14 protein-coding genes and 1 pseudogene are annotated in these 17,909 nt (G+C 61.6%); 12 read left to right on the top strand and 3 right to left on the bottom strand.

The annotated features are described in order from the left end of the window. Positions 1–112: 112 nt before the first annotated feature. The 3 genes from prpC to prpF all read left to right on the top strand — a co-directional run bounded on the left by prpC (position 113) and on the right by prpF (position 5,288). Positions 113–1,240, top strand: coding sequence for a bifunctional 2-methylcitrate synthase/citrate synthase (gene prpC, locus BLV47_RS20980; protein WP_092316712.1), 1,128 nt, complete (start codon positions 113–115; stop codon positions 1,238–1,240). A gap of 201 nt (positions 1,241–1,441) precedes the next feature. Next, positions 1,442–4,036 carry a Fe/S-dependent 2-methylisocitrate dehydratase AcnD gene (acnD, locus tag BLV47_RS20975; RefSeq protein WP_092316710.1) on the top strand — a complete coding sequence of 865 codons (2,595 nt, stop codon included), beginning with the start codon at positions 1,442–1,444 and terminating at the stop codon, positions 4,034–4,036. Positions 4,037–4,097: 61 nt separating this feature from the next. Next, the gene (prpF, locus tag BLV47_RS20970; RefSeq protein ID WP_092316708.1) at positions 4,098–5,288 is read left to right on the top strand and encodes a 2-methylaconitate cis-trans isomerase PrpF; all 1,191 of its coding nucleotides are present in this window, start codon (positions 4,098–4,100) and stop codon (positions 5,286–5,288) included. Between the two features lie 153 nt (positions 5,289–5,441). On the opposite strand, the gene BLV47_RS20965 is transcribed toward prpF, so the two are convergent. Then, positions 5,442–6,404, bottom strand: coding sequence for a DMT family transporter (locus BLV47_RS20965; protein ID WP_244168921.1), 963 nt, complete (start codon positions 6,402–6,404; stop codon positions 5,442–5,444). A 93-nt stretch (positions 6,405–6,497) separates the two neighbouring features. On the opposite strand from BLV47_RS20965, the pseudogene BLV47_RS20960 reads away from it, so the two are divergent. Then, positions 6,498–7,890: pseudogene (locus BLV47_RS20960) on the top strand (aminotransferase-like domain-containing protein). A gap of 74 nt (positions 7,891–7,964) precedes the next feature. Here the strand turns inward: BLV47_RS20960 and ppsR are convergent. Further along, entirely contained in the window at positions 7,965–8,783 is an 819-nt protein-coding gene (gene ppsR, locus BLV47_RS20955) for a posphoenolpyruvate synthetase regulatory kinase/phosphorylase PpsR (protein ID WP_092316706.1), read from the bottom strand. 174 nt (positions 8,784–8,957) lie between these two features. Between ppsR and ppsA the strand changes: the two genes are divergently transcribed. The 8 genes from ppsA (at position 8,958) to BLV47_RS20915 (ending at position 17,091) form a co-directional block, all read left to right on the top strand. Continuing rightward, positions 8,958–11,333, top strand: a complete 2,376-nt coding sequence (gene ppsA, locus BLV47_RS20950) for a phosphoenolpyruvate synthase (protein ID WP_092316704.1) — start codon at positions 8,958–8,960, stop codon at positions 11,331–11,333. Between the two features lie 101 nt (positions 11,334–11,434). Beyond that, positions 11,435–12,424, top strand: a complete 990-nt coding sequence (locus BLV47_RS20945) for an alpha/beta fold hydrolase (protein ID WP_092316702.1) — start codon at positions 11,435–11,437, stop codon at positions 12,422–12,424. Between the two features lie 252 nt (positions 12,425–12,676). Next, the gene (gene rraA / locus BLV47_RS20940; protein WP_009042919.1) at positions 12,677–13,168 is read left to right on the top strand and encodes a ribonuclease E activity regulator RraA; all 492 of its coding nucleotides are present in this window, start codon (positions 12,677–12,679) and stop codon (positions 13,166–13,168) included. Positions 13,169–13,193: 25 nt separating this feature from the next. Further along, on the top strand, positions 13,194–14,189 hold the full coding sequence (locus BLV47_RS20935) for a zinc transporter ZntB (RefSeq protein ID WP_092316700.1): 996 nt from the start codon (positions 13,194–13,196) through the stop codon (positions 14,187–14,189). A 63-nt stretch (positions 14,190–14,252) separates the two neighbouring features. Continuing rightward, positions 14,253–14,498, top strand: coding sequence for a hypothetical protein (locus BLV47_RS20930; protein ID WP_011060193.1), 246 nt, complete (start codon positions 14,253–14,255; stop codon positions 14,496–14,498). A gap of 2 nt (positions 14,499–14,500) precedes the next feature. Beyond that, a complete protein-coding gene (locus BLV47_RS20925; protein WP_016964357.1) occupies positions 14,501–15,325 on the top strand; it encodes a mechanosensitive ion channel family protein in 825 nt (274 codons plus the stop codon). Between the two features lie 87 nt (positions 15,326–15,412). Then, positions 15,413–16,003, top strand: coding sequence for an RNA polymerase sigma factor SigX (gene sigX, locus BLV47_RS20920; RefSeq protein ID WP_011060195.1), 591 nt, complete (start codon positions 15,413–15,415; stop codon positions 16,001–16,003). 107 nt (positions 16,004–16,110) lie between these two features. Further along, positions 16,111–17,091 (top strand): OmpA family protein, encoded by a 981-nt coding sequence (locus BLV47_RS20915; protein WP_092316698.1) that lies wholly within the window; start codon positions 16,111–16,113, stop codon positions 17,089–17,091. Positions 17,092–17,168: 77 nt separating this feature from the next. Here the strand turns inward: BLV47_RS20915 and cobA are convergent, their stop codons facing one another. Then, on the bottom strand, positions 17,169–17,909 hold the full coding sequence (cobA, locus tag BLV47_RS20910) for a uroporphyrinogen-III C-methyltransferase (RefSeq protein WP_092316696.1): 741 nt from the start codon (positions 17,907–17,909) through the stop codon (positions 17,169–17,171).

Genomic DNA, 17,909 nt, shown 5'->3' with positions numbered 1-17,909 from the left:
CGACGCTAATGGGCGAGCCTGGATCGCGAGCAAGCTCGCTCCTACAGTGGCGGGGTGAGTCCCGACCAATGAAGTTGCCAAGTCCCTAACAAATTCAAGATTGGAGAGAGCAATGGCCGAAGCAAAAGTATTGAGTGGTGCAGGTCTGCGCGGTCAGGTCGCCGGGCAAACCGCGCTATCCACCGTGGGCCAGGCCGGTGCCGGATTGACCTACCGTGGCTATGACGTGCGCGAACTGGCGGCCGATGCACAGTTCGAGGAAGTCGCCTACCTGCTGCTGTACGGCGACCTGCCGACCAAGGAACAACTGGCCGCCTACAGCGCCAAGCTGAGCAAGCTGCGTGACCTGCCCCAGGCCCTGAAGGAAGTGCTGGAGCGGATTCCGGCCCAGGCCCATCCGATGGATGTGATGCGTACCGGCTGCTCGTTCCTCGGCAACATCGAGCCGGAGCAGGATTTCTCCCAGCAGCACGACGTCACCGACCGCCTGCTGGCGGCCTTCCCGGCGATCATGTGTTACTGGTACCGCTTCAGCCATGAAGGCGTGCGCATCAACTGCGTCAGCGACGAGCAGACCATCGGTGGTCACTTCCTGCACCTGCTGCATGGCAAGAAGCCCAGCGACTTGCACGTCAAGGTGATGAACGTCTCGCTGATTCTCTACGCCGAGCACGAATTCAACGCTTCGACCTTCACCGCCCGGGTCTGCGCCTCGACCCTGTCGGACCTGTATTCGTGTGTCACCGCGGCCATCGGCTCGCTGCGCGGGCCGCTGCACGGTGGCGCCAACGAGGCGGCCATGGAACTGATCGAGCGCTTCCACAGCCCTGAAGAGGCGACCGCCGAGTTGCTGCGGATGCTGGAGCGCAAGGACAAGATCATGGGCTTTGGCCATGCGATCTACAAAGACAGCGACCCGCGCAACGAGGTGATCAAGGGCTGGTCGAAGAAGCTGGCCGACGAAGTCGGTGACAAGGTGCTGTTCCCGGTTTCCGAAGCCATCGACAAGACCATGTGGGAGCAGAAGAAGCTGTTCCCCAACGCCGACTTCTACCATGCCTCGGCTTACCACTTCATGGGCATCCCGACCAAGCTGTTCACCCCGATCTTCGTCTGCTCGCGCCTGACCGGCTGGGCCGCCCACGTGTTCGAGCAGCGCGGCAACAACCGCATCATCCGTCCAAGCGCCGAGTACATCGGCGTTGAACAGCGCAAGTTCGTGCCAATCGAACGCCGCTGACCGGGAGGGCGCCGGCACCGCGGCTTGAATGCACCACGAACCTGTAGGAGCGAGCTTGCTCGCGATCGCGATGGACCAGCCGACGGCGATGCCCGATCGGCTTCAGTCTTCGCGAGCAAGCTCGCTCCAACCAGGGCAGGTGCCCATTCAACCCGGAGCCGGACGCTCCCTTTGAAACTACCGTGATCGAGTCCCCTGACCATGAACACTGAATTTCGCAAGACGCTGCCCGGCAGCCAGCTGGACTATTTCGACGCCCGCGCGGCGGTCGATGCGCTGCAACCCGGTGCCTACGACAGCCTGCCCTACACCTCCCGCGTACTGGCGGAAAACCTGGTGCGGCGCTGTGATCCGGCGACCCTCAACGCCTCCCTCGGGCAACTGATCGAACGCCGCGACGACCTGGACTTTCCTTGGTTCCCGGCCCGCGTGGTGTGCCACGACATCCTCGGCCAGACCGCGCTGGTGGACCTGGCCGGCCTGCGCGACGCCATCGCCGACCAGGGCGGTGACCCGGCCCTGGTCAACCCGGTGGTGCCGACCCAACTGATCGTCGACCACTCCCTGGCCGTGGAGTGCGGCGGCTTCGACCCGGACGCCTTCGACAAGAACCGCGCCATCGAAGACCGGCGCAACGAAGACCGTTTCCACTTCATCAACTGGACCAAGAAGGCCTTCAAGAACGTCGACGTGATTCCGCCGGGCAACGGCATCATGCACCAGATCAACCTGGAGAAAATGTCCCCGGTGATCCAGGTGCGCGACGGTGTGGCTTTCCCCGATACCTGCGTCGGCACCGACAGCCACACCCCGCACGTCGATGCCCTGGGGGTGATCGCCATCGGCGTCGGCGGCCTGGAAGCCGAGAACGTCATGCTCGGCCGCGCTTCGTGGATGCGCCTGCCGGAAATCATCGGCGTCGAGCTCACCGGCAAGCTGCAACCCGGGATCACCGCCACCGACATGGTGCTGGCGCTGACCGAGTTCCTGCGCAAGCAGAAAGTGGTAGGGGCCTGGCTGGAGTTCTTCGGCGCAGGCGCCGCGGCACTGACCCTGGGCGACCGCGCCACCATCTCCAACATGGCCCCTGAATACGGCGCCACCGCGGCGATGTTCTACATCGACCAGCAGACCATCGACTACCTCAAGCTCACCGGTCGTGAAGACCAGCAGGTGCGTCTGGTCGAAAGCTACGCCAGGCACACCGGCCTGTGGGCCGACAGCCTGAAGAGCGCGCGCTACGAGCGCGGCTTGCAGTTCGACCTGTCGTCGGTGGTGCGCAACATGGCCGGGCCGAGCAACCCCCACGCCCGGGTCGCCACCAGCGACCTGGCGGCCAAGGGCATTGCCGGGCAGTGGTCCGAAGTGCCGGGGCAGATGCCCGACGGCGCGGTGATCATCGCCGCCATCACCAGCTGCACCAACACCAGCAACCCGCGCAACGTGATCGCCGCCGGCCTGCTGGCGCGCAACGCCAACAAGCTGGGGCTGACCCGCAAGCCGTGGGTCAAGTCGTCCCTGGCCCCGGGTTCGAAAACCGTGGCCATGTACCTGGAAGAAGCCGGCCTGGGCCATGAGCTGGAGCAACTGGGCTTTGGCGTGGTGGCCTTTGCCTGCACCACCTGCAACGGCATGTCCGGCGCGCTGGACCCGGTGATCCAGAAAGAGATCATCGACCGCGACCTGTACGCCACCGCCGTGCTCTCGGGCAACCGCAACTTCGACGGGCGCATCCACCCTTATGCCAAGCAGGCCTTCCTGGCTTCGCCGCCGCTGGTGGTGGCCTACGCGATTGCCGGCACCATCCGTTTCGATATCGAGAAGGACGTGCTGGGCCTGGACGCCAACGGCCGGGAAATCCGCCTCAAGGACATCTGGCCGAGCGACGAAGAGATCGACGCCGTGGTCAAGGCCGCGGTGAAGCCCGAGCAGTTCCGCAAGGTCTACATCCCGATGTTCGCCATCCACGAAGACACCGGGCCGAAAGTCGAGCCGCTGTACGACTGGCGTCCGCAGAGCACCTACATCCGCCGTCCGCCTTACTGGGAAGGGGCCTTGGCCGGGGAGCGCAGCCTCAAGGGCATGCGCCCGCTGGCGGTGCTGCCGGACAACATCACCACCGACCACCTGTCGCCGTCCAACGCCATCATGCTGGACAGCGCGGCCGGCGAGTACCTGGCAAAAATGGGCCTGCCGGAAGAGGACTTCAACTCCTACGCGACCCACCGTGGCGACCACCTGACCGCCCAGCGCGCGACCTTCGCCAACCCGAAACTGTTCAACGAAATGGTCCAGGAGAACGGCAAGGTCAAGCAGGGCTCCCTGGCGCGGATCGAGCCGGAAGGCAAAGTCACGCGGATGTGGGAAGCCATCGAAACCTACATGCAGCGCAAACAGCCGCTGATCATCATTGCCGGCGCCGACTATGGCCAGGGCTCGTCCCGCGACTGGGCAGCCAAGGGCGTGCGCCTGGCGGGTGTGGAAGCGATCGTCGCCGAAGGCTTCGAGCGCATCCACCGTACCAACCTGGTGGGCATGGGCGTGCTGCCGCTGGAGTTCCTTGCCGGCACCGACCGCAAGACCCTGGGCATCGACGGCACTGAAACCTACGACGTGATCGGCGAACGCACGCCACGGGCGCAGTTGACCCTGGTGATCCATCGCCGTGACGGCGAGCGGTTGGAGGTGCCAGTGACCTGTCGCCTCGACACCGCCGAAGAAGTGTCGATCTACGAGGCGGGCGGGGTGCTGCAACGCTTCGCCCAGGACTTCCTGGAATCGGCCGTAGCCAGCTAAGCAACGTACCGGGGGCGGGCCGCAAGGCACCGCCCCCGGTCATTATCGGGACCTGAAATTCATGGCATTCGTAGCGCAAATCAAGATTCCCGCCACCTACATGCGTGGCGGCACCAGCAAGGGTGTGTTCTTCAACCTCAAGGACCTGCCCGAGGCCGCGCAGCTGCCGGGCGCGGCCCGCGATGCCCTGCTGTTGCGGGTGATCGGCAGCCCCGATCCCTATGACAAGCAGATCGACGGCATGGGCGGCGCCACCTCCAGCACCAGCAAGACGGTGATCCTGTCCAAGAGCATCAAGGCCGATCACGACGTCGACTACCTGTTCGGTCAGGTGGCCATCGACAAGGCCTTCGTCGACTGGAGCGGCAACTGCGGCAACCTCTCGGCGGCGGTCGGCTCGTTTGCCATCAGCAGCGGCCTGGTGGACCCGGCGCGCATTCCGCAGAACGGCGTGGCGGTGGTGCGTATCTGGCAGGCCAATATCGGCAAGAGCATCATCGCCCACGTGCCGATCACCAACGGCGAGGTTCAGGAAACCGGTGATTTCGAGCTGGACGGCGTGACCTTCCCGGCGGCCGAAGTGCAGCTGGAGTTCCTCGATCCGGCGGCCGAGGAAGAGGGCGCCGGCGGTTCGATGTTCCCCACCGGCAACCTGGTGGACGATCTGCAAGTGCCCGGTGTCGGGACCTTCAAGGCGACCCTGATCAATGCCGGGATTCCCACCATCTTCATCAACGCGGCGGACATCGGTTATCGCGGCACCGAGCTGCAGGGCGACATCAATGGCGACCCCAAGGCCCTGGCGATGTTCGAAACCATCCGCGCCCACGGTGCTCTGCGCATGGGCCTGATCCAGCACCTGGACCAAGCCGCCCAGCGCCAGCACACGCCGAAAGTGGCCTTTGTCGCGCCCCCTGCGGATTACCAGGCTTCCAGTGGCAAGACGATCAAGGCCGGGGATGTCGACCTGCTGGTGCGCGCTCTGTCCATGGGCAAGCTGCACCACGCGATGATGGGCACCGCGGCGGTCGCCATCGGCACCGCGGCGGCGATTCCCGGGACCCTGGTCAACCTGGCGGCCGGCGGCGGTGCGCGCAGCGCGGTGCGTTTTGGTCACCCATCGGGCACCTTGCGCGTCGGCGCCGAAGCCACTCAAAGCGACGGTGACTGGACCGTGGTCAAGGCCATCATGAGCCGCAGTGCGCGGGTGCTGATGGAAGGCTGGGTGCGCGTGCCCGGCGACTGCTTCTAAGCAGCAAGCGCTGGCGGTGGTAGGGCTCTCCACCACCGCCGGCGTGACCTTGTCATCCAATCGCTGAGCAACGCCCCTTGCTCGCGATGAATCTCAACGCGGACTCGCTGATCAGGTGCGGCATCCTTAGAGCCTTCGCGAGCAAGCTCGCTCCTACAGAATTTCTTTACCCGTCTTTCTGGACAGCCATTTATCCAGCGGCAATTTGGTGATGGCGAAGCCGCCGAGCAGGGTCGAGGCATACAGCAGCAGGTCGCTGGACAGGCTCAGGCCTTCGTACCAGGCACCGATGATCACCGCGAACACCGGGAAGATGATGAAGACGAAGGACAGGATCACCGGATTCAGGCGCTTGAGCAGGAAGAAGTAGACGATAAAACCGCCCACCGAGGCGACCAGCCCCAGGTACAGCAGGGCGCCCCAGGAGCGCGGGCTGATGGCCGAGAAATCCGGGGTTTCCATCCACAGGCCGGCCAGGCACAGCAGCAGGCCGGCGATGCCGATCGGCAGGGCGTTGTAGGTGATGACGCTAATGGCATTCCCGTGTTTCTTGGTGACGACGTAGCACAAGGCATGCAGCAGCGCCGCGCCGAGAATCGCCAGCACTCCCGAGAGTTCGTTGTGATCGTTGAGCAGGCCCTGGCCGCGAATGATCTGGAACAGGCTGGCAAAACCGACGGCGATGCCGAGTATCTGTGCCAGGTGGATTTTTTCCCGCAGCAGCAGGGCGGAAAAGATCAGGATGAACACCGGCATGCAGCTGAACAGCAGGGCGGTCAGCCCCGAGGACACGTGCACCTCACCGTAGTTGAGCAAGGTATAGGGCAGGCTGAAGTAGCACAGGGTGACGAACAGCAGGAAACCGCGGCTGCCCTTGGGAAACATCAGCGGTTCGCGGCGCAGCCAGGCGAAGCAGGCAAACAGCGGAAAGGCGATCAAAAAGCGCAGTCCGGCTGCGGTCAGGGGCGGCGTGCTGGCCACGGCGACCTTGATCCCCAGCCAGGTGGTGCCCCAGCTCAGGCAGACAATCAGGAACAGGGTGCAGGTCACCAGCGTGGCGAGCCAGGGGCGCGAAGGCGCTTGGGTGATAGGTGCTGCCGTGGTGCTTGTGGTCACGCTGACACTCCTTTCGTGATCGGTAATTGACCCCTATATTGAGCGAGTCATTTCCGGTTATTGAACCTGTAAAGCACGTTATTGGGGTAAATGATGGCTGTCAAAGTAAGTATTGGCATGGTGTCAATGTTGCATTCCGCCTTGCGCGAAGGGGCGGGGCCCAAGTACAAGCGCCTGGCCGACGCACTGGATCAGGGCATTGAGCAAGGGCTGCTGGCCCCTGGCAGCAAGCTGTTTCCCCATTGGCACCATCAGTCGCGCCTATGCCGAGCTGGAGCGCGTGGGGCAGGTGGTGGCGCGGGTCGGTGATGGCACCTACGTGCGTCAGGATGATTTGCAGCGCCCGCGCGACGTGGGGTTTCGCCACGTCGGGGAAGAGTCGCCCGCGATGTTCGACATGAGCCGCAATACGCATATCCCCGGGCCGGAGAGCCGTTTCATCGCTCAGGGCCTACGGGCGCTGGCGGACGATCCCGAGGGGTTGCTGGAGGTGGCGCGCTACAGCCCGGAGGCCGGGCTGGCGCGCTATCGCGAGGCCGGTGCGCGCTGGTTGACCCAGGAAGGGTTGCAGGTCGATGCCTCGCAGGTGATTTGCGTCAACGGCGCCCAGCACGGCTTGCATGTTGCCCTGCTGGCGCTGCTCAAGGCCGGGGATACCCTGGCCACCGAGCACCTGACCTATCCGGGCCTGATCAGTACCGCCCGTATGCAGGGAATCAAGTTGCTGGGCCTGCCCATGGATGAGCAGGGGCTGCTGCCCGAAGCGCTGGAGGAGGCGTGCCGGCACCACCGGCTGGCGGCCCTGTATTGCACGCCGACCTTGCAGAACCCCAGCACTGCGGTGCAGTCCGTGGCGCGCCGGGAGGCGATCGCTGAGGTCTGTCGGCGGCACAACCTGTTGATTCTGGAAGATGAAACCCACGCGGTGCTGATGGCCCGGCGGCCGGCGCCGTTGGCGCATTTTGCCCCTGAGCGCACGGTGCTGATCAGCAGCCTGAGCAAGGCCGTGGCGGCGGGGTTGCGGGTCGGCTTCCTGTGCGGGCCGCCAGCGCTGGTGGGGCGATTGGCCGCAGCGCTGCGGGCGACCTGCTGGATGGCCACGCCGTTAACCCTGGAATTGGCTGCCGGTTGGATCGACAACGGTATTGCCGAACGCCTGCGTCAGCAGCAAATGCTCGAGATCACCCGGCGCAAGGGGCTGGTGGCGGGTCTATTGCAAGGGTTGCAGTGGCGCAGTCCAGAGACTTGCCCGCATTTCTGGATCCGTGTTCCCGAACCCTGGCGGGCCTCGGAGATCGAGGTGCACTTGAAGCAACAGCACTACCTGGTGGCCACTGCCGAGACCTTTGCCGTGGGCCAGGCGGCGGTGCCGCAGTTCATTCGTGCCAGTGTCTGCAACACCACGGCCGATGATCGGAAGCTGACCGAGGGCTTTGCTGCCCTGGCCACGGCGTTGCGCCAGGAGCGCGGATTGCCGGGATGGTGACGGGGTGATGAGGGCAAGCCTCGTGGCAGGGATGACTCCTTGCCACGTCGGGCTGCTTGAAGTTGTGGCGCGGCCTACTTGAAGCGGCGCTCCACGCCTTTTTCCACGAGGATCTTGGCCGAGATCTCTTCCACCGAGAAATGCGTGGAATTGATATGGGGAATGTTCTCGCGGCGGAACAGGTTTTCCACTTCGCGCACTTCGAATTCGCACTGGGCGTAGCTGGAGTAGCGGCTGTTGGGCTTGCGCTCGTTGCGGATCGCGGTGAGGCGGTCGGGGTCGATGGTCAGGCCGAACAGCTTGTGCTTGTGGGCGCGCAGGGCATTGGGCAGTTGCAGGCGTTCCATGTCTTCTTCGGTCAACGGGTAGTTGGCCGCGCGGATGCCGAATTGCATGGCCATGTACAGGCAGGTCGGGGTCTTGCCGCAGCGCGACACGCCCACCAGGATCAGGTCGGCCTTGTCGTAGTAGTGGGTGCGGGCGCCGTCGTCGTTGTCCAGGGCGAAGTTCACCGCCTCGATCCGCTCCATGTAGTTGGAGTTGTGGCCAATGGAGTGGGATTTGCCGACGGAGTAGGAAGAATGCTCGCTGAGTTCCTGTTCCAGGGGCGCGAGGAAGGTCGAGAAGATGTCGATCATGAAACCATTGGAGGTGGCGAGAATCTCACGAATATCCTGATTGACGATGGTGTCGAAAATGATCGGGCGATAGCCGTCTTTTTCGGCGGCCATATTGATTTGCTGTACCATGGCCCGCGCTTTTTCCATGCTGTCGATGTACGGCCGCGTGATTTTGCTGAAGGTAATGTTTTCGAACTGCGCCAACAGGCTCTGGCCGAGGGTTTCCGCTGTGATACCGGTACCATCGGAAATAAAGAAAGCAGATCGTTTCATTTGCGGCTTGGGCCTTAAGCTAGTGACGATTCTTGGATATGATAGGCGCGATTTGTCGGCCGGGAATGGCCCGCATTCTCACTTATTTTCCAGGTCCAGGCCATATAGCGGGCAATCGCTCCCCCGAGCAGCCGGCTTCTGAGCTTTTCCAACACAGTTAGTGGAGAGATCACCTTGGTAGAGTACGTAGTTTCCCTCGATAAGCTCGGCAAACACGATGTTGAGCATGTGGGGGGCAAGAACGCATCCCTGGGCGAGATGATCAGCAACCTCGCAGGTGCGGGCGTATCGGTCCCTGGTGGCTTCGCCACGACAGCTCAGGCTTATCGTGATTTTCTTGAGTTGAGTGGCCTGAACGACCAGATCCACGCGGCACTCGATGCGCTGGATGTCGATGATGTCAACGCCCTGGCCAAGACCGGCGCGCAGATCCGTCAATGGATCATGGAGGCCGAGTTCCCCGAGCGCCTCAACACCGAGATCCGCAGCGCATTCGCCGCCTTGTCGGCAGGCAACCCGGACATCGCCGTAGCCGTGCGTTCCTCGGCCACCGCCGAAGACTTGCCGGATGCCTCCTTTGCCGGCCAGCAGGAAACCTTCCTCAACATCCGTGGCGTGGACAACGTGATCCGCGCGGCCAAGGAAGTGTTTGCCTCGCTGTTCAACGATCGCGCCATTTCCTACCGCGTACACCAGGGTTTCGACCACAAGCTGGTGGCCCTGTCTGCCGGTGTGCAGCGCATGGTGCGCTCGGAAACCGGCACCGCCGGCGTGATGTTCACCCTCGACACCGAATCGGGCTTCCGTGACGTGGTCTTCATTACCGGTGCCTACGGCCTGGGTGAGACCGTGGTCCAGGGCGCGGTCAACCCGGACGAATTCTACGTCCACAAGAACACCCTTGAAGCCGGCCGCCCGGCCATCCTGCGCCGCAACCTGGGCAGCAAGGCGATCAAGATGATCTACGGCGACGAGGCCAAGGCCGGTCGCTCGGTGAAGACCGTGGACGTGGACGCGGCCGATCGCGCACGTTTCTGCCTCACCGACGCCGAAGTCAGCGAGCTGGCCAAGCAGGCGATGATCATCGAGAAGCACTACCAGTGCCCGATGGACATCGAGTGGGCCAAGGATGGCGACGACGGCAAGCTGTACATCGTCCAGGCCCGTCCGGAAACCGTGAAGAGCCGTACCCAGGCCAACGTCATGGAGCGTTACCTGCTCAAGGAAACCGGCACCGTGCTGGTGGAAGGTCGCGCCATCGGCCAGCGCATCGGCGCCGGCAAGGTGCGGATCATCAAGGACGTGTCCGAGATGGACAAGGTCCAGGCCGGTGACGTGCTGGTTTCCGACATGACCGACCCGGACTGGGAACCAGTGATGAAGCGCGCCAGCGCCATCGTCACCAACCGTGGCGGTCGTACCTGCCACGCGGCGATCATCGCTCGTGAATTGGGGATTCCGGCGGTAGTGGGTTGCGGCAACGCCACCGAGCTGTTGAAGGATGGCCAGGGTGTGACCGTTTCCTGCGCCGAAGGCGACACCGGTCTGATCTTCGAAGGCGAGTTGGGCTTCGACGTCAAGCAGAACTCGGTAGACGCCATGCCGGAACTGCCGTTCAAGATCATGATGAACGTCGGCAACCCGGACCGCGCCTTCGACTTCGCTCAACTGCCGAACGCCGGCGTGGGCCTGGCCCGCCTGGAATTCATCATCAACCGCATGATCGGCGTGCACCCCAAGGCGCTGCTGAACTACGCCGGGCTGCCGCAAGAGATCAAGGACAGCGTCGACAAGCGTATTGCCGGCTACCACGATCCTGTGGATTTCTACGTCGACAAGCTGGTTGAAGGCATCAGCACCCTGGCCGCGGCGTTCACGCCGAAGAAGGTCATCGTACGTCTGTCGGACTTCAAGTCCAACGAATACGCCAACCTGATCGGCGGCAAGCTCTACGAGCCGGAAGAAGAGAACCCGATGCTGGGCTTCCGTGGCGCCTCGCGCTACATCAGCGAATCCTTCCGTGACTGCTTCGAGCTCGAATGCCGTGCGCTGAAACGCGTGCGCAACGAGATGGGCCTGACCAACGTCGAAATCATGGTGCCGTTCGTGCGTACCTTGGGCGAAGCCAGCCAAGTGGTTGATCTGCTGGCTGAAAATGGCCTCAAGCGCGGCGAAAACGGTCTGCGCGTGATCATGATGTGCGAACTGCCTTCCAACGCCATCCTGGCTGAGGAGTTCCTCGAGTACTTCGATGGTTTCTCCATCGGCTCCAACGACCTGACCCAGCTGACCCTGGGCCTGGACCGTGACTCGGGGATCATCGCCCACCTGTTCGACGAGCGTAATCCTGCGGTCAAGAAGCTGCTGGCCAATGCCATCGCCGCCTGCAACAAGGCCGGCAAGTACATCGGTATCTGTGGCCAGGGCCCTTCGGACCACCCGGACCTGGCCAAGTGGCTGATGGAGCAGGGCATTGAAAGCGTCTCGTTGAATCCGGACTCGGTGCTGGAAACCTGGTTCTTCCTGGCCGAAGGTCAGGGCGCGGTGTAATCGGTGAACGAAGAGCCGGTTGCGCCTGGGCGGACCGGCTCTTGAAGATTCAAGCAGGGCGTGCTTCTTCTGGATGCCGCCCTTTTTTGTGCAAGAAGAATATGCAAAGCAGCAGCAACCTATTTCCCGTCGCCTTGATCAGTGCCGAGCGTCGAGGCGACCTCAGCGAAGATGTCTATCGCTTGAAACCCGGCAACAGTCCGGACCCTTCGGTCGAACTGGCCGTGACTCGCCTGGGGTTGGCCGATGAGCCAGAAGCCCGGGGCGTGCCTGTGGTTCTGCTCCACGGCAGCTTTTCCAACCGGCGCTTCTGGTATTCGCCCAAGGGCGTGGGCCTTGGTGCCTACCTGGCTCGTGCCGGTTTCGATGTATGGATTCCCGAGATGCGCGGCCATGGCTTGTCGCGCCGCAATGCCGACTACCGCAAGAACCGGGTGGCCGACTACGCGCGCTATGATCTGCCGGCGATTGCCGCCTTTGTCCGTGAGCAAAGCGCTCAGATTCCTCACTGGATCGGTCATTCCCTGGGGGGAACGACCTTGGCGGCGGCGCTGGGCGGGCAGTACCTGGGGGAGGCCGGGGTAGCTTCGGCGGCGTTTTTTGGAACCCAGATCAGCCGTACCTACTGGCCGTTGAAAATCCCCATGGTGGAATGGGGCGGGCGCCTGCTCATCAAGCGCTTTGCCCAGTTGTCCGGTTCGCGGCTCAAGCGCGGCCCGGAGGACGAGCCCATTGGCCTGGCCCTGGAAAGCATGCGCTGGCATGGCCTGTTCGGCCGCTTTGGCGATGCCGACAAGGACTGGTGGGCCGGGCTGGCGGAAGTCAGGGTGCCGGTACTGGCGGTCAGCGCCGCGGGGGATCATCAGGATCCGACCTGGGCCTGTCGCAAGCTGTTCGATCAACTGGCCAGTGAGCAGAAACAATTTGTCTGCCTGGGGCGTGAGCTAGGGTTCAGCAGCAATTTTGGCCATGTCGAGATGCTGGTGAGCAAGCCGGCGCAAGCCGAGGTCTGGCCACTGGTGGCGCGCTGGCTCCAGGATCAGCACACGCCGTTGCTGGCTTCCGCTGCCGAGCAGGTGGCTGAGGTTTGAGGCGAGGGCTCTGACAAGGGCATTTCGTTGGATAGCGCTTGCGGCTAAGATATGACGCGTTGCGCTGTTCTGGTCACATTCGGTTATTGAGTCGACTTTCCGTTCAGGTGGCATGGCTGCAGATGCGCGTCAGGCCGATCTGCTCCTTGGAGGAGCAGGTTAAACCTCGGCCTGCCAGACTCGTATGCCCAGAATGGCCCCTGAAATGGCCGATACCTTCGATCGTGTTCTTTCTGCTACAGGAGTTTCTCGATGAACCATTACCTCACTCCCGACCTGTGCGATGCCTATCCGGACCTGGTGCAGGTGGTTGAACCCATGTTCAGCAACTTCGGCGGTCGCGACTCCTTTGGTGGTGAAATCGTCACCATCAAGTGCTTCGAGGACAACTCGCTGGTCAAGGAGCAAGTGGAGCTCAAGGGACACGGCAAGGTGCTGGTGGTCGACGGCGGCGGCTCTCTGCGCCGTGCGCTACTGGGGGACATGCTGGCCGAGAAGGCAGCGAAAAATGGCTGGGAAGGCCTGGTGATCTACGGCTGCATCCGTGATGTGGATGTCATCGCCCAGACCGATCTCGGGGTTCAGGCCCTGGCCAGTCATCCGATGAAGACCGACAAGCGCGGCATCGGCGATCTCAATGTGGCAGTGACCTTTGCCGGTGTGACTTTCCGCCCGGGTGAATATGTCTATGCCGACAACAATGGCGTCATCGTGTCGCCAAGCCCACTGAAGATGCCTGAATAAGCCATTGGCCTGACAAGGGATGAGGATGTTCGAGGAAGACAACGCGCAATGGGGGCTGGTGCATGCCCTGGTGCTGGATGGTCAAGGTGGTGCGCGTTCGATAGCCCGGACTGAGCTCGACGATCTGCAGCTGCAGGCCCATGAAAGCCTGTGGCTGCACTGGGATCGCAGTCATCCGCAAACCCAGACCTGGCTGCGCCGTTCCAGCGGCCTGAGCGAGTTCAGCTGTGATCTGCTGCTGGAGGAAAATACCCGGCCGCGCCTGCTGTCCTTGCCGGATTCGGAGCTGCTGCTGTTTTTGCGTGGCATCAACCTCAATCCGGGGGCCGAGCCTGAGGATATGGTGTCGGTGCGGATCTTCGCGTCTTCCCAGCGGGTGATTTCCCTGCGTCTGCGGCCTTTGCGCGCCACTGATGAGCTTTTGCTGCAACTGACTGAAGGCAAGGGGCCGAAAACCGCTGCCGAACTGCTTCTTTATATGGCCGAGTATCTGACGCATAAGGTGCAGCATCTGGTCAGTGACCTGTCTGAAGTGGTCGATATCGAAGAAGAAAAACTGGATGCCGACGAACGGTATACCCCGGAGCACGGGAGCATTTTGCAGATCCGCCGTCGGGCTGCCGGGTTGAAGCGGTTCCTGGCTCCACAACGGGATATTTTTGCCCAGTTGAGTCGTATAAAGCTGCCCTGGTTCGCCGTCGACGATGGCGACTACTGGAATGAGTTGCACAACAGCCTGACCCGTTACCTGGAAGAGCTGGAACTGGCCCGAGAGCGCGTGGGGCTTGTGCTGGAGGCCGAAGACCGCCGCTTGAGCGTGCGCATGAACCGCACCATGTATCGCTTCGGGATCATCACCGGGATCTTCCTGCCCATGAGTTTTCTCACCGGTCTTCTGGGGATCAACGTCGGCGGGATTCCATTCTCCGCGAGCCCCTACGGATTCATCATCGCCTGCCTGCTGCTGGTGGCGGTGGCCCTCGGGCAATGGTGGTTGTTCCGCCGTTTGCGCTGGGTGTGATGATGCGTCATGTGACCCGAATAAATCTGACCGCGTCTTTTCCAGACATCACCAGAGGTGCGTATGCACGATCCGTTTGAACAGTCTTTGCGTGACATGCTCAAAGCCTCGCCATCGAGCCGCGATGATGACGCCTGCCTGGGCCGCGTACTGAAAACCGCCAACCGCCAGGTTGGGGCGGGAGATCTGTTCAGCCTGCTGGGCCGCTGGCTGCCGGCGCTGATGATCGCCTTGAATAATGGATCGGCCCATATCGCGCCGGTATCCCGTCGTAAATCTTCTGCTCGCACTGCTGATAAGGCTGATTGAATATGGAACTTGATCTCTGGACGCAGAGCCTCGTCACGGCAATGACAGCCTTGTGGACCAAGGTGGCGAACTTCATTCCGAACCTGTTCGGCGCGCTGGTGGTGCTGTTGCTGGGCTTCGTGGTGGCCAAGCTGCTGGACACCCTGTTGTCGAAATTGCTGGCCAAGCTGGGCCTTGACCGTCTGATGGGCGGTACTGGCTTGACCAAGTTGCTGTCCCGCGCGGGCCTGCAAGTGCCGATCTCGACCTTGATCGGCAAGATTGTCTACTGGTTTGTCCTGCTTATATTTCTGGTTTCTGCTGCTGAATCCCTGGGTCTTGAGCGAGTGTCAGCTACGCTCGACATGCTTGCGCTGTATTTGCCGAAGGTTTTTGGTGCTGCGCTGGTGCTGTTGGTGGGGGTTCTGCTGGCGCAACTGGCCAATGGCCTGGTGCGTGGAGCGGCTGAAGGCGTGGGCCTGGATTACGCCAGTGGCCTGGGGCGCATTGCCCAGGGGCTGGTGATCATCATTAGTATTTCCGTGGCGATCAGTCAGTTGGAGGTCAAAACCGACCTGCTCAACCATGTGATCGTGATCGTATTGATTACCGTTGGTCTGGCCGTTGCGCTAGCCATGGGTTTGGGAAGCCGGGAAATTGCCGGGCAGATTCTTGCGGGAATCTATGTGCGTGAGTTGTACCAGGTTGGGCAACAAGTACGTGTTGGTGAGGTCGAAGGCCAGATCGAAGAGATCGGCACGGTTAAAACTACATTGCTGACCGAGGAGGGTGAGCTAGTCTCTCTGTCCAATCGGATCCTGCTGGAGCAGCATGTAAGTAGCCGCTAACCCGGCAAACCCTGCTAATGTATGCCGCCGCAAAATGCCCTCACCGGGCAGCGGCGGACATTGACCTGACTGTCGGCACGACTCGTTTTGAATAAAACCCAATCGTTATCCACGCGCTATGACCCCCGTGAGCTCTCTGATGAGGAGTTGGTTGCGCGCTCACATACGGAGCTGTTTCACGTAACACGCGCCTATGAAGAGTTGATGCGACGCTATCAGAGGACCCTATTTAATGTTTGCGCACGTTATCTAGGGAACGATCGGGATGCGGATGATGTCTGTCAGGAAGTGATGTTGAAGGTGCTGTATGGCCTTAAGAACTTTGAGGGTAAATCGAAGTTCAAGACGTGGCTATATAGCATCACGTACAACGAGTGCATCACGCAGTATCGCAAGGAGCGGCGCAAGCGTCGGTTGATGGACGCTTTAAGTCTTGACCCCCTCGAGGAGGCCTCTGAAGAGAAGGCACCAAAACCAGAGGAAAAGGGCGGACTTGACCGCTGGTTGGTGCATGTGAACCCGATTGACCGGGAAATTCTGGTGCTACGATTTGTCGCAGAGCTGGAGTTCCAGGAGATCGCAGACATCATGCACATGGGGTTGAGTGCTACGAAAATGCGTTACAAACGTGCTCTTGATAAATTGCGTGAGAAATTTGCAGGCATTGCTGAAACTTAGTTCGGCGCAAATATCTCTTACGTCTAGGTGAGTTCTGATAGACTTACCGCCGAGTTGTCCCCCGGTATGTGGGACTGCTTTACAATCACCAGATGGGGATTTAACGGATGAAACTGAAAAACACCTTGGGCATTGCCATTGGTTCTATTGTTGCCGTGACTTCGTTCGGCGTTCTGGCGCAAGGCCAAGGCGCGGTCGAGGGTGAACTGTTTTACAAAAAACAGTACAACGACAGCGTTAATCACGTTGAAGACGGCTTCAACCCAGGCGCATCGATCGGTTACTTCCTGACCGACGACCTGTCGTTGAACGCTACCTACGACAAGACCAACCACACCCGTTCTAACGACGGTACTGGTAACCAGAAGATCAAAGGCGACAACTTCGGCCTGAACGCTCAGTACCACTTTGGTTCTGTGGGTGACGCTCTGCGTCCATACGTTTCCGGCGGTGTTGCTCACAAGAGCATGACCAACGTGATCGCTGACGGTCACAGCGGCCGCGACCAGTCGACTTTCCTGACTGCAGGCGCTGGTGTTAAGTACTACTTCACCGACAACCTGTTCGCCCGTGCCGGCGTTGAAGCTGACTACAAGCTGGACAACGGCAAGTGGGACTACGCTCCTACTATCGGTCTGGGTGTGAACTTCGGTGGCAGCGGCGGCAAAGTTGCTCCAGCACCGGCTCCAGTACCGGCTCCAGCTCCAGAACCAGCTCCAGAAGCTCCAGTTGCTGAAGTTGTTCGTGTTGAGCTGGACGTGAAGTTCGACTTCGACAAGTCGGTCGTTAAGCCTAACAGCTACGCTGACATCAAGAACCTCGCTGACTTCATGAAGCAGTACCCACAGACCACCACCGTTGTTGAAGGTCACACTGACTCCGTCGGTCCTGACGCTTACAACCAGAAGCTGTCTGAGCGTCGTGCAAACGCCGTTAAACAAGTTCTGGTCAACCAGTACGGCGTTGGCGCTAACCGCGTTCAATCCGTTGGTTACGGTGAGTCCCGCCCAGTTGCCGACAACGCAACTGAAGCTGGTCGCGCTATCAACCGTCGCGTAGAAGCCTCGGTTGAAGCTCAAGCTAAGTAATTAGCCTTGTAGCTTGGAAAAACCCGGCCTAGGCCGGGTTTTTCTTTGCCTGCGATTTGTCCGGCCAGAGCCTCGACTCAGGCTTGGCCGACGCAGGCTTCAAGGGCGGACGCCGTGGCTGCCACGGCCCCAATCACCAGGATCGCCGGGCTCTTGAGCGCAAAGCGCTGGGCATCCCGTTCCATCCCCGCCAGATCGCTGCGACATTCCCGCTGTTCAGGCAGCGAAGCGTTTTCAATCATCGCCACCGGCGTATCGGCCGCCAGGCCGCCTTCACGCAATTGCCCGGCAATCTCCGCCAGCTTCGCCACGCCCATGTAGATCACCAGGGTCGTGCCGCTTTGCGCCAAGGCCTGCCAGTTCAGGCGGCTGTCATCCTGAGTGTGCGCGGTGACCAGGGTCACCCCCCGGGCGACGCCGCGCAGGGTCAGGGGAATCTCGCAGCGCGTGGCGCCCGCCAGCCCAGCCGTGATGCCGTTGACCAGTTCCACCTCGATGCCCCGTTCCTTCAGCCACTGGGCTTCTTCGCCGCCGCGACCAAAGATGCACGGATCGCCGCCCTTGAGGCGCACCACGCAGCGGCCCTGACGGGCATAGCGCAGCATCAGGCGATGAATGAAGGCTTGGGGCGTAGAACGGCATCCTCCTCGTTTGCCGACTGCAATGACCCGTGCCCCAGGGCAGTGCGCCAGCACGGCGTGGTTCACCAGATCATCGATCAGCACCACCTCGGCCTCGCCAAGGGCACGCACCGCCTTGAGGGTCAACAGCTCCGGATCCCCCGGCCCTGCGCCAACCAGCCAGACTTTTGCACTCAT

The organism is Pseudomonas saponiphila (assembly GCF_900105185.1).
Classification (GTDB): domain Bacteria; phylum Pseudomonadota; class Gammaproteobacteria; order Pseudomonadales; family Pseudomonadaceae; genus Aquipseudomonas; species Aquipseudomonas saponiphila.
The sequence above is the reverse complement of the archived record's forward strand: the minus strand, read 5'-3'. Positions and strand labels throughout refer to the sequence as shown.